Source organism: Bacillus sp. FSL K6-0073 (assembly GCF_038006085.1).
Taxonomy (GTDB): domain Bacteria; phylum Bacillota; class Bacilli; order Bacillales; family Bacillaceae_G; genus Bacillus_A; species Bacillus_A cereus.
Window position 1 is genome coordinate 1,487,179 of the sequence record NZ_JBBOUN010000001.1, and the last position, 14,080, is coordinate 1,501,258.

Here is a 14,080-nt window from a genome sequence, read left to right on the forward strand (position 1 = left end):
AGCCTCACATTATTTTGTGAGGCTTCCTTCCTTACAACTTCATCGCGCTCCAAATTGTCCATCGATCTCTTTCAATAATAGGAGAGACGTTTTGTAATGCGGTCTGTATATGTTGTAGAAGTTGAGAAAGTTCATCATCTGTTAACTCATATAGAATGGATCGACCTGTTCGAGGAGATAAATCTTGCAATAATGCTTCTACAGAATCATGTATTTTTCGTATTTCCCATTGTGTTTGTGTGGGAAGTACATGAAGAGAATGTTTTTGCAATTCAGTCTGTATAGTGTTGGTTTTTGGACGTCTTTTTGACTCTATTTCAATAAGTTTTGGAAATAAAGAGAAAAAATATCCGCGAATATGTTCGGGACTTCCTGGAATTGTACAATCTTCAATTGTTCGATCTTGTAAAATAAGTACACCGTTTTTATTTAATATACGAGAAGCTTCACGTAAAAATGTAGGAATGTCTTGTAAATGATGAATAACTGCACGCGAAATAACTATGTCAAATGTTTCATTAGGGTATGGGATATTATGTGCATCACCGTGGATGAATGAAATGTTTGGAAAGTTGTTACAATTTTCTTTTGCAGCTTGTAATATTTCTTTTGAAAAATCAAGTCCCACAACATTATTGGCTCCCATAAGAGCGAGTTCTTTCGTATAAATCCCACCACCACAGCCGATATCAATTATTTGCTTGTTTTGTATTTCTGTAATGTTTTTTACCATTTCAGCCCAAGAAATATGAGCGTTTCTTGTTGCATATGTGTACTTATTATTTTCATCATGAAAATTAATGGACATGATAAAGACCTCCTTTCAATGATTAGTATAGCGTATTTAATAGGATGTCACGTTTTTGTTTTATGTATGAAGGTTATAAGGATTTCTTATCGTAAGAGGAGGATTAATTTGAAAGGGAAATATGTATTGGTGTTGTTGTTTGTTATGTTACTAGCAGCTTGTGGTCAAGTTGAGCCGAAAAAAGAAACAAAAAAAGTAGAAGAGACGGTGAATGAAGTGAAAGAAACAATAGGGGTAACCGTTATACAAAAAAAACATAAAGAGAAAAAGTTGCAGGAATCAGAAGCGAAGTTAGTAATAGACATTTTGAGTAAAGCTGAGAAACAAGAAATAACAGGAAGCTTCGGTGAACCTGAATATGAAATACAAATTAGTAGAGATGGAAAAAAAGAAACTTATTATGCATGGTTAAGGGGAGAAGATAGACGAGGATGGGTGCAATATAAGAAAGCTATGTATATGTTGAATGAAAAAGATACGGAAAAGCTTTTGGATATATTTCCAAATGTCTCAGAACAAAAAGAAGATGAGATGCAGGTAAGCCCTTTAACGGAAGTAACAAAAAAAGATTTGCAGATTACCGCGTTTCATATTAAAACAGGCGATCAAAACGTGAATTATACGGTACGGTATACGATTTCACAATCACTATACAATAAGTTAGTGAAGGAGCAAGAATATTATTTGCAACTCAATTTTCCAGAAAAAGTTCAAAAATTAATTGGAGCAAAAGAGAGTGAAATGATTTTAGGTGAAAAAGTAAAGGAAGGGTATAAGCAATATGAATTACATGCTACTGTTCCGATAAAAAGCGCTTCAGAATCACAATTAAAATCATTAGAAACATATTACGAAAATTATGATTTGAAAATATTAAACAGTGAAAAAGAAAAAATAGGTGTGTTTCAAAATATAATTCAGATTGTTAAAGATTATGGTGAAAAAATGAATTTTCAAAGATAAAGTGAGACTTTAATTAGCCCTTACGGATTGGAATGAATGTAAACTCGTCAAATCTATATGACCTTTCCTAGGAAATGATAATAGAGAGGGGAAAGCACCCCTCTCTATTACTTTGCTTTTGTAGATGGCTCATTCATTGATTTTCGTGTAATAAGAAAAGAAATCATAAGAGCGGAAAGGATGACAAGGGCAATAAATACGTGATTGGGCAACAAATCTAATAATAATACGTAACTAACGGTATAAAAAATAAGAGTTGAAGCTAAAAACGATAGAGCACCTATTATAAGAGATTGTAAATTCATTTGTGTACACCTCCTTTTATTTATATTTTTGGCTGAAAATGGATTATATAAACATTATTTCTAACAATAGAAAAAAATATGTCATAATAGAGAAAAGAACAAGCTTTGATGAATGATATGATTCATTAATGAGAGATAAAGGAGAGGAATATGAAAAATAATAAAAAAGGATTATGGGGAATTATTGTTGCGATAGGTCTATTTTTACTGTCTAAGTTAAAGTGGGTATTTGCAATTTTTAAATTAGCAAAGTTTTCAACGGTATTTAGTATGTTTCTATCGCTTGGCGCATACGCAGTTCTATATGGTTGGAAATTTGGAGTGGCGCTCATTTATTTGTTGTTTGTTCATGAAATGGGCCATTTATGGGCTGCGAAAAGAAAGGGGATCCCAACATCGCCAGCAATCTTTATTCCATTTATGGGGGCTCTTATTGGAATGAAAGAGATGCCGAAAAATGCGAAAGATGAAGCTTACATTGCATATATGGGTCCGCTTTTCGGACTTCTGTCATTTTTACCAGCGATACCGCTTTATATAATGACGAAAGAGCCATTTTGGGCGCTTGTTATTTTGCTTGGAAGTATGATTAATTTCTTTAATTTAATTCCCGTTTCGCCGCTAGATGGTGGGCGAATTATTTCAGTTGTCAGTACTAAAATTTGGGGAGCAGGCCTTATTTTATTACTTGGCTATTCAATTTACTTTAAAAGTATTTTGGGAGGATTTATTGTTATTATCGGTTGTATGGAGTTATATAGAGTAATAAAGAGAGATGAGCCGATTAAGGAATTAGGGCATAAAATTGATGGAATGAAAGAATATGTTACTAGGCTTGAAGAGGAATTAAAAGAAACGGGTGCTGTACATCGGACTATATACGTGATGCATCATGAGATGAATGCATTAAGACAAAGAGAACGGGAAAAAGAGTTACAAATAGGTGAACTTCAAAAAATGGAAGTGTTAGAGTATCTTTTACCGAAGTTCGAACCGTTAGATTATGTTCCATATGAAGATGAAAAAGATGAGTATACAATTCACATAAGGGAAGCATTTGAAGCGTCAGAAAGAAAATTAAATGAATGGAAAACAGAAAAGGAACAACAAGAAAACTATTATAAAGTGGATGCGAAAACGAAATGGACAGTATTTGCTTGTTATATTGGATTAATGGCTATACTCGGTTACACAGCTTATGAAGGATATATTGTTCTACAAGAACATTTGCCAACGAGAAATGTATAGAAAAATATTGTCGAAATGATAGGAAGAATTAATACAGGAATTATATTTCTACAAGAGAATGTTACAAGTATAGTCATACGTTGTAATATTTTTAGTAGAGAAGGAGTTCTGTATATGAAGAAATTGTTAAATGTATTAGGTATTATTATCGTGATGATTATTGCGAGTTATAGTCTTATGAATGTGCTGTTACATTATGCGAATAAGCCTGCTGAGGTAAATACAATAGCTCAAATAGAAGATGTGCAAGAAGAGACAAAAGTGCTAGATTTTATTCGAATGACACATGAAAGCTATAATAATTTCTTAAATTACGGTAAAGCAGAGAATTATACAGATGGGGATTGGAATCAATTTAAGCAATGGTTTCAACAGCAAGAACAATCTTTAAAAAATATACATATGGAAATAAAGAATGAAAAAATAAAACGCGATGTAAATAGAAGCTATGAAATTGTAAAAAAAGGTGTGGAACTTCAAAATATTGAGTATGTAGTGTATGCCCACCGTGTATATCATGACTTGGATATCATCGTAAATAAATATAGAGGTGAAACGAATATCTGGGGGTATACGGAGTTTGGCGATGGGAAAGATATAAAAGTAATTGAACAAGCTATACAAACAAAATAATAAGCTAGCTAGAATTCTAGTTAGCTTATTTTCTTTTGTAAATATAATGTTCATATATTATTCACAAAAACACCGTGTTAATAGTGATTAAAATCACAATCTGCATTATAAGATTCAGTTAAACTAAAAATAGTTAAGGAAATAGAGGAGTGGGATACAATGTTAAGTGCAAAAACAATTGAAATCGTAAAGTCAACAGTACCATTATTACAAGAAAAAGGCGTTGAAATTACAACGAGATTTTACGAAATTTTATTTTCGGAACATCCGGAGTTATTGAATATTTTCAACCATACAAATCAGAAAAAGGGAAGACAACAACAAGCGTTAGCGAATGCTGTTTATGCAGCTGCAACGTACATTGATAATTTAGAAGCTATTATTCCAGTTGTAAAACAAATTGGTCATAAGCATAGAAGTTTAGGTATTAAAGCAGAGCATTACCCGATTGTAGGTACATGTTTACTGCGTGCCATTAAAGAGGTCGCAGGTGCACCTGATGAAGTTTTAAACGCATGGGGAGAAGCATATGGTGTCATTGCTGATGCATTCATTAGCATTGAAGCAGAGATGTATGAAGAAGCTGCACATAAAGAAGGTGGATGGAAAGACTTCCGCAACTTTGTGATTGTTAAAAAAGTGAAGGAAAGCGATGTTATTACGTCATTTTATTTGAAACCTGAAGATGGAGGGAAAGTTTCTTCATTCATCCCAGGTCAATATGTAACGGTTCAAATCAATATTGAAGGTGAGACATATACACATAATCGTCAATACAGTTTATCCGATGCTCCTGGGAAAGAATATTATCGTATTAGTGTAAAAAAAGAAAAAGGTGTAGATACACCAGACGGTAAAGTGTCTAATTACTTACATGAACATGTAAAAGAAGGAGATGTTTTACCAGTAAGTGCACCAGCGGGAGATTTCGTGTTAAATATGGATTCAACATTACCAGTTGTACTAATTAGTGGTGGAGTAGGGATTACACCGATGATGAGTATGTTAAATACGTTAATTGAACAAGATTCAAAACGTAATGTATATTTTGTTCATGCAGCAATAAATAGTAATACACATGCAATGAAAGAAGACGTTAAGGCAGTAGAAAATGAATATGAACAAGTTAAAGCATATACTTGTTATTCTGCACCGACTGAAAAAGATTTAGAAATGAAGAACTTTGATAAAGAAGGTTTCATTGAAAGTGAATGGTTAAAAACTATTATTCCGACAACTGAAGCAGAGTTTTATTTCTGTGGTCCAGTAGCATTTATGAAGCATATAAATGCTGCACTAACTGATTTAGGTGTGAAACAAGAGCATATTCATTATGAATTTTTCGGCCCAGCAACAAGCTTACAATAAGCAAAAAAACGAGGTATTTATTTTACCTCGTTTTTTATTTGTTCTCGTAATAAACGGTTTACTGTTTCACGGCGTATACCTATCAGTTGACCAATTTCGGTTTGTGTTAATATTTCATATATAGGAATGTCACCTAAATATAGGGTGAACCATTCTTGTAAACGATGAAGACGTTCTTTCGGAGAGACGGTTGTCAATTGATCAATTCGTTGTTGCATCATTCTTAATTTAGATTGTAATTGCATAGCGATGTTAGCATACGATTCGGGATTTGCTTGAAGTCTCTCGTACCATTCACTACTAGTGATCGGTTCCACTTCTGTTTTTATTAAAGCGATAGCTGTACCGTGATATTCTTTCGGTGAAATTAAAGAATGATGAGGTATCGTTTCACCTGGAACGATAATGTTGAATAAAAATGGTGTTCCGTCTTCTTCTAGCCGAACTACTTTTAATAAGCCTGTTTTTATAAAGTATAAAGGACCGTCCTCGCCTTGACGGAATAGTACATCTCCTTTGTGTAGAATCAATGTTAGCCCCCCATTAATATGTTTCTATTTCTTCTATTTTAGCGTATATGTATATAGACAATATGCTATTTCAACAGCAATTTCATTGACGAAATGTATGCTATTACAGTAGTATACTATTTAGTGTGTAATAGTACTAGCAATGAATACGCTGTAGGGGGTTTAGTATATTGTTAGATGCGATGAGAATGACGGATATGAGAATTCCGGCGAATGCTATCATTCATGTAGAAGAGATGAAAGGTGGAGTCGTTTTATCCGTTGAAGTAGACGGCCAAATTATTTATACGATGGCTTATGATGAAGAAACAGATAGCTATGCTGAATTATATGATCGAAACGATAAGAGGGCGTGCCAAGTACATGAAGACTTCATGGGGTGGTCACTTCTTCATTAAAAAAGATGTCAATATGACATCTTTTTTTATTAAATCGATAGAATATACAAAGAAATGAAATATAAGGATAAAATTTGTAATAATTGATTTTGCATTGTTAGCACTCTGTAACTGCAAGTGAACTATTTTTTCGCTATCATAAAGATAACAGTCGCAGTTATAGGAGTGGTCAACTTGAAGAAAGTACATATTTCAAATTATATGTTATTATGTGTTTGTTTAATTTTATTTGTTCTCCTCGGAGGATTTTTATATTCATGTGTATAAGAAAAACGCATTCTAAAAAGAATACGTTATAAAAGGGAAATAATGATTAATCTAGTTCCAAGAATAATCAACGTAATACGTAATAAATTAATTACGGCGTTACCACTTAGTTTTGTATTAATGTAAGCCCCGATTTTTCCGCCAATCCATGCACCCGGAATCAGGATTAATGCATAAATCCAGCTGACATTTCCAAGTGAGATGTGAGTTGCAGAACTTACAATTGCTGATAGAAATACGATGAACATTGAAGTTGCTACTGCAATATGTGCTGGGAATGCAAAAAGAAGCATCATTGCTGGAACAAGTAAGGCACCGCCACCAATTCCAAATAATCCAGATATAAACCCAACTATAAAGGCGATAAAGATAGCAAGAAACGGTGGGAATTGGTAGTGTACAGTATTTCCATCATTATCTGTAAAAGAACGCTTAATTACAGACGTATTTGAGAGGGAAAGAGGTTTTAATTTGTCTCGAAGCATAAGTAGAATTGAGACGAATATAAGGAAAATCCCAAAGTATAAAGAAAATGTGTCTTGGTTTAAAAATTTATTTGCCCATGATCCGATAATACCACCAGGGCCGCTTCCGATAAATAAAATAAGTCCACTTTTATAATCTACTCGCTTATGCTTCATGTAAGTAAGGGTGGAAGATAGTCCTGTGAAAACGACTGTTACCATAGAAGTCCCTACTGCAAGTTGTGGTGATAAACTGTGTAATCCAATTAATAACGGAACAATAATAATTCCGCCTCCAAGCCCAACTAGGCTGCCGACTGTTCCGGCGATTAGTCCGATGAAAAGTAACATGATGTATTCCAAAATTGCCAACTCCTCTAAATAACTTATCCATCAATTATTATACACGCTTTTTAATGAGAAATAGGCTTGTTCACAAAAAAGTCGTCTTCCTAGAAAAATAAGGAAGACGACTTTTGATTAGAAAACAAAATGTAATAGGTAGTAAAACAGAGCAGCTAAAGAAGCTGAAATAGGAAGTGTAATAACCCATGTAATTAACATACGTTTTGCAGTTCCCCATTTTACCCCTTTCACACGGTGAGAAGCACCAACCCCTAAAATAGAAGAAGAGATAACGTGCGTCGTACTAACCGGTAAGTGAATGAATGTTGCACCGAAAATAACAAGTGATGATGATAAATCGGCAGCTACACCATTTACAGGACGAATTTTCATAATTTGTCCACCGACAGTTTTAATAATTTTCCATCCACCGACAGAAGTACCAAGCCCCATTGCGACAGCACAAGATAATTGTACCCAGAACGGGATATCGCTAGAAGTATGATAGTTATTAGCCATAAGTGCCATCGTAATGATCCCCATCGCTTTTTGTGCATCATTCGTACCGTGTGTGTAGGCTTGTAATGCTGCAGTGAAAATCTGGAATATACGGAAGTTCTTATTCGTTTTCGTTAAGTTAAAGTTTTTAAATACTACTTTAAAAATACTGTATACGATATAACCAATAACAAAAGCGATAATCGGTGAAATGATTAAAGCTTCAATAATTTTAATGAATCCTTTAAGATTTAGCGAGCTAATCCCAGCGGCCGCAATTGCAGCACCTGCGATTGCGCCGATAATTGCATGCGAAGAACTACTTGGAATACCGTAGTACCAAGTAATTAAGTTCCAAGCTATTGCCGCAAGCAAAGCAGCTAAAATTACAAGAGAACCATTTTGTAAGGCGAATGGATCAACGATATCTTTTGTAATCGTTTTTGCTACACCTGTAAATGTCATTGCGCCCAAAAAGTTCATAATAGCCGCCATAATAATGGCATGTCTAGGCTTTAGAGCTTTCGTTGAAACAGCCGTTGCAATAGCGTTTGCTGTATCGTGAAATCCATTGATAAAGTCAAAAGCTAAAGCGCAAATGACTACTAAAACGGTCAGTATCAAGAGTGTATCCATGATCAAACTCCTTACGCGTTCTTCATAATAATTGTTTCTAATACGTTTGCAACGCTTTGACAGCTATCAGCTACTTCTTCAAGCTCTTCGTAAATCTCTTTAAATTGAATAATCTTAATCGGATCTTTTTCACGAGAGAATAAGTGCTTAATCGCATGACGGCGAATATCATCACACTGTGATTCATAATCCTTAATCTTAATCGCATTTGTACGAATGTCGACTAATTTTTTGTTAGACATTAATTCAACAGAGTTTGCAATCTCAATCGCACATTGATTAATTGCTTCTACGAATTTAATCATGTATTCATCAGCTTCTGTAATAGAATACATTTCGAACAGACCTGCACTGTGATCTAATCCGTCTAATACATCATCCATACTCATTGCAAGTTGTAGGATGTCCTCACGCTCAATCGGAGTGATAAACGCTTTGTTTAACTCCATAATGATTTCGTGAATAAATGAGTCACCTTTTGACTCATACTCTTTCATGCGCATAGAAAACTCTTTTAAATCGCTAGCATTTTTAATTTTATACTCCACGAAAAACTGCGCGCCTTCTTTTAAATTTTCGGAAACATTCATTAACATTTCAGAAAATTTATCTTTTTTTGATTTAAAGACCATTATTGTTACCCCCACAAAAGTAATATATGTAAAATATATTGGCTAATCAATTCTAACAAAAAACTGTCGTTTTTTAAAACATTTTATCGAAAAGTTTACAAAAACTTAACATAACTCTCGTTGTTCTATTAATAATATTAATATCCAATAGTGAATATCTTACTTATAGAATGTCCTTTTCTTGCAAAAAGTATGAATGCAAAAGAAAAGCTTTACACTATAGGAATGACTACGTTATTATAATAAATTTAAAAGGCGGTGTATTCTTCCTTTTAAAAAGAAGAGTGTAAATAAATGAAGGAAGTGAACGAATGAAATTGAAGAACACTCATTTTAAAAAAATGCTTGAGTGGTTCAATAAGAGGAAGAAACTTCGTAATTCATTAATTGTATTGGGAAGTGTACTCGTTACTCTATTTATTGCTGTAAATATAATAATTTCCATTCAAGACATATCTGAATTAAAACAAGCTGTTCCACAACCGACTTTAATTTATGATGCAAATAATGAGGTCGCAACTAAATTAGCTTCTTCGAAAACAGAAGGCGTTAAAAGAAAAGATATTCCTGATATTATGGTTCAGGCAATTGTTGCAGTAGAAGATAAGGAATTTTTTAACCATCATGGTATTTATTATAGTGGAATTATAAGTGCGGTTTTTAAAAATATTACAGCAGGAGAAGTTGTAGCAGGGGGAAGTACAATTACACAGCAGCTTGCGAAGAATGTATTTCTGACACAAGATCGTACATTTTCTCGTAAAATAAAGGAATACTTTTTAACAAAAAAAATAGAACGTACTTATACAAAAGATGAAATTATTGAAATGTATATGAATCAAATTTATTTTGGGGAAGGTGCTTGGGGTATAAAAAGGGCAGCAAAATCTTATTTTGATAAAGATGTAAAAGATTTATCAATTTCAGAAGCTGCAACGATTGCAGGCTTGATTAAAGCACCATCTGCATATTCACCTTATAAAAACTTTAACAAGTCAATTGAAAGACGTAATGTCGTATTAAGCTTAATGAAAGAGCAAGGGTATATTTCTGACGAACAGTATAATAAAGAAAAAGAGAGTGGTCTTGTATTAAAACGTGGTGTGGATGATAAATACAAGGGAAAATATTCTCAATATGTAGACTATATTGTTAGAGAAGCGATGGACAAATACGAATTGACACAAAATGAAATTTTAGCGGGTGGTTATCGTATTTATACAGAGCTTGACCCGAAAAAACAACAGGCTGTAGAAGACGTTGTGAATAATGATAGTTATTTCAAAGATAATGGCTCAGACCAACTGATGCAAACGGGTGTAGTTCTTATGAATCCAAAAACAGGTGGTGTACCAGCTTTAGTTGGAGGGAGAGGACCGTACCAGTTTTTACAGTTTAATCATGCAACCCAATTAAAAAGACAACCTGGCTCAACGTTAAAGCCTTTAGCTGTATATGTACCCGCGTTAGAGCAAGGGTATGAAGTATACGATATATTGAAAGATGAACCATTTAATATTAAAGAATATAAACCACAAAATAGCGATCATACTTTTCACGGTGATGTGACAATGTATGAAGCTGTGGCAAAGTCGTACAATGTTTCGGCTGTTTGGCTATTGGAACAGATTGGATTAGATAAAGGATTGAAATCTTTAGAGCGATTTGGTATTCCATTAGTGCCAGAAGATCGTACGTATCCAATCGCTTTAGGCGGTATGCATGTAGGAACATCCCCATTTGTAATGGCTCAAGCGTATAGTACATTTGCAAATGATGGTGTTCAAGTGGAAGCTCATGCGATTAGAGAGATACAAAATGCGGAAGGTGAAACGATTGGAAAGTGGTATAAGAAAGAGACACGAGTGACAAGCGAGAAAATTTCTCAAAAGATGACATATTTATTAAAAGGCGTTGTCGAAAAGGGAACGGGCGAAAAGGCGAAAGTTAATAATGTTGATACGGCCGGTAAGACAGGAACTACTCAAATTGTAAATGGCCCAAGCACCGGCGCAAAGGATTCATGGTTTGTTGGATACACACCAGATTTGGTAGGTGCGATTTGGGTAGGATATGATAAAACAGATAGCGATCATTATGTTCCGGGTGGTAGTCAAATTACGACGACAATGTTCCGGGATATTATGAAAAAAGCGAACGCAAATCCAGCTCAAAAAGCATTTCAGTTATCGCTCATATCTGAGGCTGATTATAAAAAACAATTGACTACAATAGAAGAGGAAAAACGAAGAAAAGAAGAAGAGAAGAGAAGGAAAGAAGAGGAACAACAAAGAAAAAAAGAGCAACAAGAGTGGATTGATAAAGTGAAAGAATGGATTCCTTCATTTTGGTAAAAGAAAGAGGCGAATAATGAAATTCGCCTCTTTTTTGTATGAAAAACAAAATGAAATTTTAAACGATTGAAATTATCCCTTCTCCGTACTAGTTACTACTCGTTAAGTATAATGTTCGTATTGCCAAAGGATTGAGAATCGTATGTGACAATTATTTTTCCTTTACTAATAGGTTCGTAAGGTAATTCTTCTTCGTAATTACCATTATTTTCATTGTGGATAGAAAGTGTAATTTCATCGATTTTTTTATTTGTATACTGATCTTTAATCGTTTCAGCAATTTGAAGTAACGCTTCGGAACTAGAAGCTTTCGTAATAAGCATTCCCGTTATAACTTTCTTTTCATTTTTTGTTGCATTGGAATAAGGGATGTTGCTTTGTTTCGTATACAAAATTTTGTATGGAACAGTTTTTCTATCTGCTTTTGAAATAGTGGAATATTTTAGAGTTAAAAAAAATCCTACACATAAAATAATGCATACCATAAGAGCAATCCAAATGCGTATTAGTGACATAACTCTCATTTTCATCCCTCTTTCATATCTTTGACTTCACTATTTATCATACAAAATGAGGATTAAGATAGAGTAAATTTGAGGTAAAGAAACGTAAAGAAGGAGCACTTATCCTCCCAAATAAGTGCTCCTTTTTATTAAAAGAGAGATTTAATAGACAATCAAAATCACATCTATTACTTATAAATGTGCTTAGTCCTCCCAAAATATTTTCGGAAATTGTGGTTAGTAAATTCGGATGACAGATAGTGTCGCAGTTGTATCGCCCGCAGGTCCTTGAGCGCCTTGAGGCCCTTGAGCACCAGTAGTCCCCGTAGTTCCTCCCCCTAGGCAACCAGATCCATATTGAACTAGAATAGCTTGACCAAGAGCTTGAAGAAGTCTAACAAATTCTGTAAGTTCTGACTTAGGGATGTTAATATGGCTACATGCTCTTACTTCGCAACAATCATTACCATAAAATACTTTTCCTTTATTTTTATTGTTCATCTTTTCATTCTTTTCTTTCATAGAATCATTAGTCATTACTATATATTAAAATGAAATTTATACTAAATTCGTGATGGACAAACTACCATTTCTAAAAAAATAAGAAATTGGCCCACCTACGAAAGAAATAAGTAAGATATAGAGAAAGGTTTATATAATGTAAAGAAGAAAAGTGCAACATAAAAAACTACATGCTAATTGTTGGGAGTGTTTAACAATTGGCATGTAGTTCGTGGATTAGTCCTCTATTTACATTGATTTAATTTTTCAAGGGTTGTTTTAGGTAAGATTGGAATTGAAATAGTGAAAGTTGTACCATCTTCATTACTAGTCATTTTTAATGTGCCGTTATGATTTTGGATGATTTTTTTTGTTACTGACAAGCCTAGTCCTGTTCCCGAATCCTTCGTTGAGAAGAATGGGTCAAAGATATATTCTTGAATAGCTGGAGGAATACCAATTCCATTATCTGTGAAAGTAATCCGAATGAAGTTATTAAGGCGATAACTAGTAATTTGAATAGAAAGAGGTTTGTCGCCTTGAGCATCGACGGCATTTTGAAATAGATTTAAAAACACTTGAACAAGTTCATGTCGATCAATATTGACTAAAATATCATCTAATTCATTAGAGAAGTTATAATCAATTGAAATATTATGCAAGGAAACTTCACTAGCTAGTAACTGTTGAATATAGTCACGTAAAAATGTATTGATGGGAAACGGTTCTCTTGTAAATTCCCGTGTTTTTGAAATGGCTAAAAATTTTGTAATAATATTATTTGCACGATCTAATTCAGGGATAAGCAAGTTTTTAAATAACTCTTTATTTGATGGAGAAACGCTTTCTTGTAAAAATTGTAAGTATCCTCGTACTGTTGTAAGAGGATTTCGTACTTCGTGTGCAATTCCAGCTGCGATTCGCCCTGCTAACGAAAACTTCTCTGCATCACGTTCTGTATTTAAATAATGAAAGACACTAATAACTCTAAAAATCTCCCCGTTATAATCGCGAATAATTCGGTTATTTATAATGCCATAGTTTTTGTCTAAAACTTCTTCATTATATATTTCTGTTCCCGTTTTTAATGTTTCAATCGCTTTAATTTTTTCTTCCGGCAAGTTTAGTAATTGTTGAATCGGTTTTCCGATAATATCATTTCGTATTATACCGAAATCATCTGCAGCAACTTGATTACATAAAGTAATATTCCCTTTACTATCGATAAAGGTTACATGATGTGAAAAGGCATCAAAAATATGTACAAAGTGTTTTTCAAGTTGTTCAAATAAAAATAATGAATCACAAGTAAGTTGAAAATGAGCCTCTTTATTCTCTTTTGGTATTTCTTGAATGGAATGAGTCGTTCTAGTTTTCTTTATTCGTAAACCAATATGTGGATTTTTGTATGTGAAATGATGTGGTAATTGATTCACAAGTTCTTCATAAAAACGTACTTTATTTTCTAGTTCTTCAATTCGTTTTTCATGAGATACAGTAGCATCGTTTGGAAGCATAAATAAATAACCCCTCATTTTAAAAATTCTTCCATATAGTATATCATATTTTTATAAGGATACCCTTAAAGAAAAGGCTACATGATGCAAAGTGAATAGAAGATGAAGTT

The 14,080-nt window shown here is 33.6% G+C and carries 15 protein-coding genes; 6 read left to right on the plus strand and 9 right to left on the minus strand.

Annotated features, from left to right (window positions below; genetic code table 11):
* Window positions 1-31 precede the first annotated feature (31 nt).
* The gene (locus MHB52_RS07850; protein ID WP_000026283.1) at window positions 32-808 is read right to left on the minus strand and encodes a class I SAM-dependent methyltransferase; all 777 of its coding nucleotides are present in this window, start codon (window positions 806-808) and stop codon (window positions 32-34) included.
* Between the two features lie 108 nt (window positions 809-916).
* Here MHB52_RS07850 and MHB52_RS07855 point away from each other — a divergent pair, with 108 nt between their 5' ends.
* Window positions 917-1,771: a hypothetical protein gene (locus MHB52_RS07855; RefSeq protein WP_044796641.1), complete on the plus strand. Its 855-nt coding sequence runs from the start codon at window positions 917-919 to the stop codon at window positions 1,769-1,771.
* Between the two features lie 107 nt (window positions 1,772-1,878).
* Here MHB52_RS07855 and MHB52_RS07860 read toward each other — a convergent pair whose 3' ends face one another.
* A complete protein-coding gene (locus tag MHB52_RS07860) occupies window positions 1,879-2,076 on the minus strand; it encodes a hypothetical protein (RefSeq protein ID WP_001053357.1) in 198 nt (65 codons plus the stop codon).
* Between the two features lie 150 nt (window positions 2,077-2,226).
* Here MHB52_RS07860 and MHB52_RS07865 point away from each other — a divergent pair, with 150 nt between their 5' ends.
* From MHB52_RS07865 to hmpA, 3 genes are all read left to right on the plus strand, one after another.
* Window positions 2,227-3,324 carry a site-2 protease family protein gene (locus MHB52_RS07865; protein ID WP_000794491.1) on the plus strand — a complete coding sequence of 366 codons (1,098 nt, stop codon included), beginning with the start codon at window positions 2,227-2,229 and terminating at the stop codon, window positions 3,322-3,324.
* Between the two features lie 114 nt (window positions 3,325-3,438).
* Entirely contained in the window at window positions 3,439-3,957 is a 519-nt protein-coding gene (locus MHB52_RS07870) for a hypothetical protein (protein ID WP_000735229.1), read from the plus strand.
* Between the two features lie 159 nt (window positions 3,958-4,116).
* A complete protein-coding gene (hmpA, locus tag MHB52_RS07875; RefSeq protein WP_000947320.1) occupies window positions 4,117-5,325 on the plus strand; it encodes an NO-inducible flavohemoprotein in 1,209 nt (402 codons plus the stop codon).
* A 17-nt stretch (window positions 5,326-5,342) separates the two neighbouring features.
* On the opposite strand, the gene MHB52_RS07880 is transcribed toward hmpA, so the two are convergent.
* Window positions 5,343-5,855, minus strand: a complete 513-nt coding sequence (locus tag MHB52_RS07880; RefSeq protein WP_000600585.1) for a Crp/Fnr family transcriptional regulator — start codon at window positions 5,853-5,855, stop codon at window positions 5,343-5,345.
* 170 nt (window positions 5,856-6,025) lie between these two features.
* On the opposite strand from MHB52_RS07880, the gene MHB52_RS07885 reads away from it, so the two are divergent.
* Window positions 6,026-6,253, plus strand: a complete 228-nt coding sequence (locus MHB52_RS07885; protein WP_000883009.1) for a hypothetical protein — start codon at window positions 6,026-6,028, stop codon at window positions 6,251-6,253.
* A 293-nt stretch (window positions 6,254-6,546) separates the two neighbouring features.
* Here the strand turns inward: MHB52_RS07885 and MHB52_RS07890 are convergent, their stop codons facing one another.
* The 3 genes from MHB52_RS07890 to MHB52_RS07900 form a co-directional block, all read right to left on the minus strand.
* Complete coding sequence (locus MHB52_RS07890; RefSeq protein WP_000455762.1) at window positions 6,547-7,347, minus strand: sulfite exporter TauE/SafE family protein; 801 nt, start codon at window positions 7,345-7,347, stop codon at window positions 6,547-6,549.
* A 117-nt stretch (window positions 7,348-7,464) separates the two neighbouring features.
* Entirely contained in the window at window positions 7,465-8,463 is a 999-nt protein-coding gene (locus tag MHB52_RS07895) for an inorganic phosphate transporter (RefSeq protein ID WP_000380270.1), read from the minus strand.
* A gap of 11 nt (window positions 8,464-8,474) precedes the next feature.
* A complete protein-coding gene (locus tag MHB52_RS07900; protein ID WP_000231447.1) occupies window positions 8,475-9,095 on the minus strand; it encodes a DUF47 domain-containing protein in 621 nt (206 codons plus the stop codon).
* A gap of 311 nt (window positions 9,096-9,406) precedes the next feature.
* On the opposite strand from MHB52_RS07900, the gene MHB52_RS07905 reads away from it, so the two are divergent.
* A complete protein-coding gene (locus MHB52_RS07905) occupies window positions 9,407-11,449 on the plus strand; it encodes a transglycosylase domain-containing protein (RefSeq protein WP_016117476.1) in 2,043 nt (680 codons plus the stop codon).
* Between the two features lie 95 nt (window positions 11,450-11,544).
* On the opposite strand, the gene MHB52_RS07910 is transcribed toward MHB52_RS07905, so the two are convergent.
* The 3 genes from MHB52_RS07910 to MHB52_RS07920 all read right to left on the minus strand — a co-directional run bounded on the left by MHB52_RS07910 (window position 11,545) and on the right by MHB52_RS07920 (window position 13,970).
* Complete coding sequence (locus MHB52_RS07910) at window positions 11,545-11,973, minus strand: hypothetical protein (RefSeq protein ID WP_001265577.1); 429 nt, start codon at window positions 11,971-11,973, stop codon at window positions 11,545-11,547.
* 216 nt (window positions 11,974-12,189) lie between these two features.
* Window positions 12,190-12,474 (minus strand): hypothetical protein, encoded by a 285-nt coding sequence (locus MHB52_RS07915; RefSeq protein WP_016117477.1) that lies wholly within the window; start codon window positions 12,472-12,474, stop codon window positions 12,190-12,192.
* A gap of 224 nt (window positions 12,475-12,698) precedes the next feature.
* Window positions 12,699-13,970: an ATP-binding protein gene (locus MHB52_RS07920; RefSeq protein ID WP_000937238.1), complete on the minus strand. Its 1,272-nt coding sequence runs from the start codon at window positions 13,968-13,970 to the stop codon at window positions 12,699-12,701.
* Window positions 13,971-14,080 lie beyond the last annotated feature (110 nt).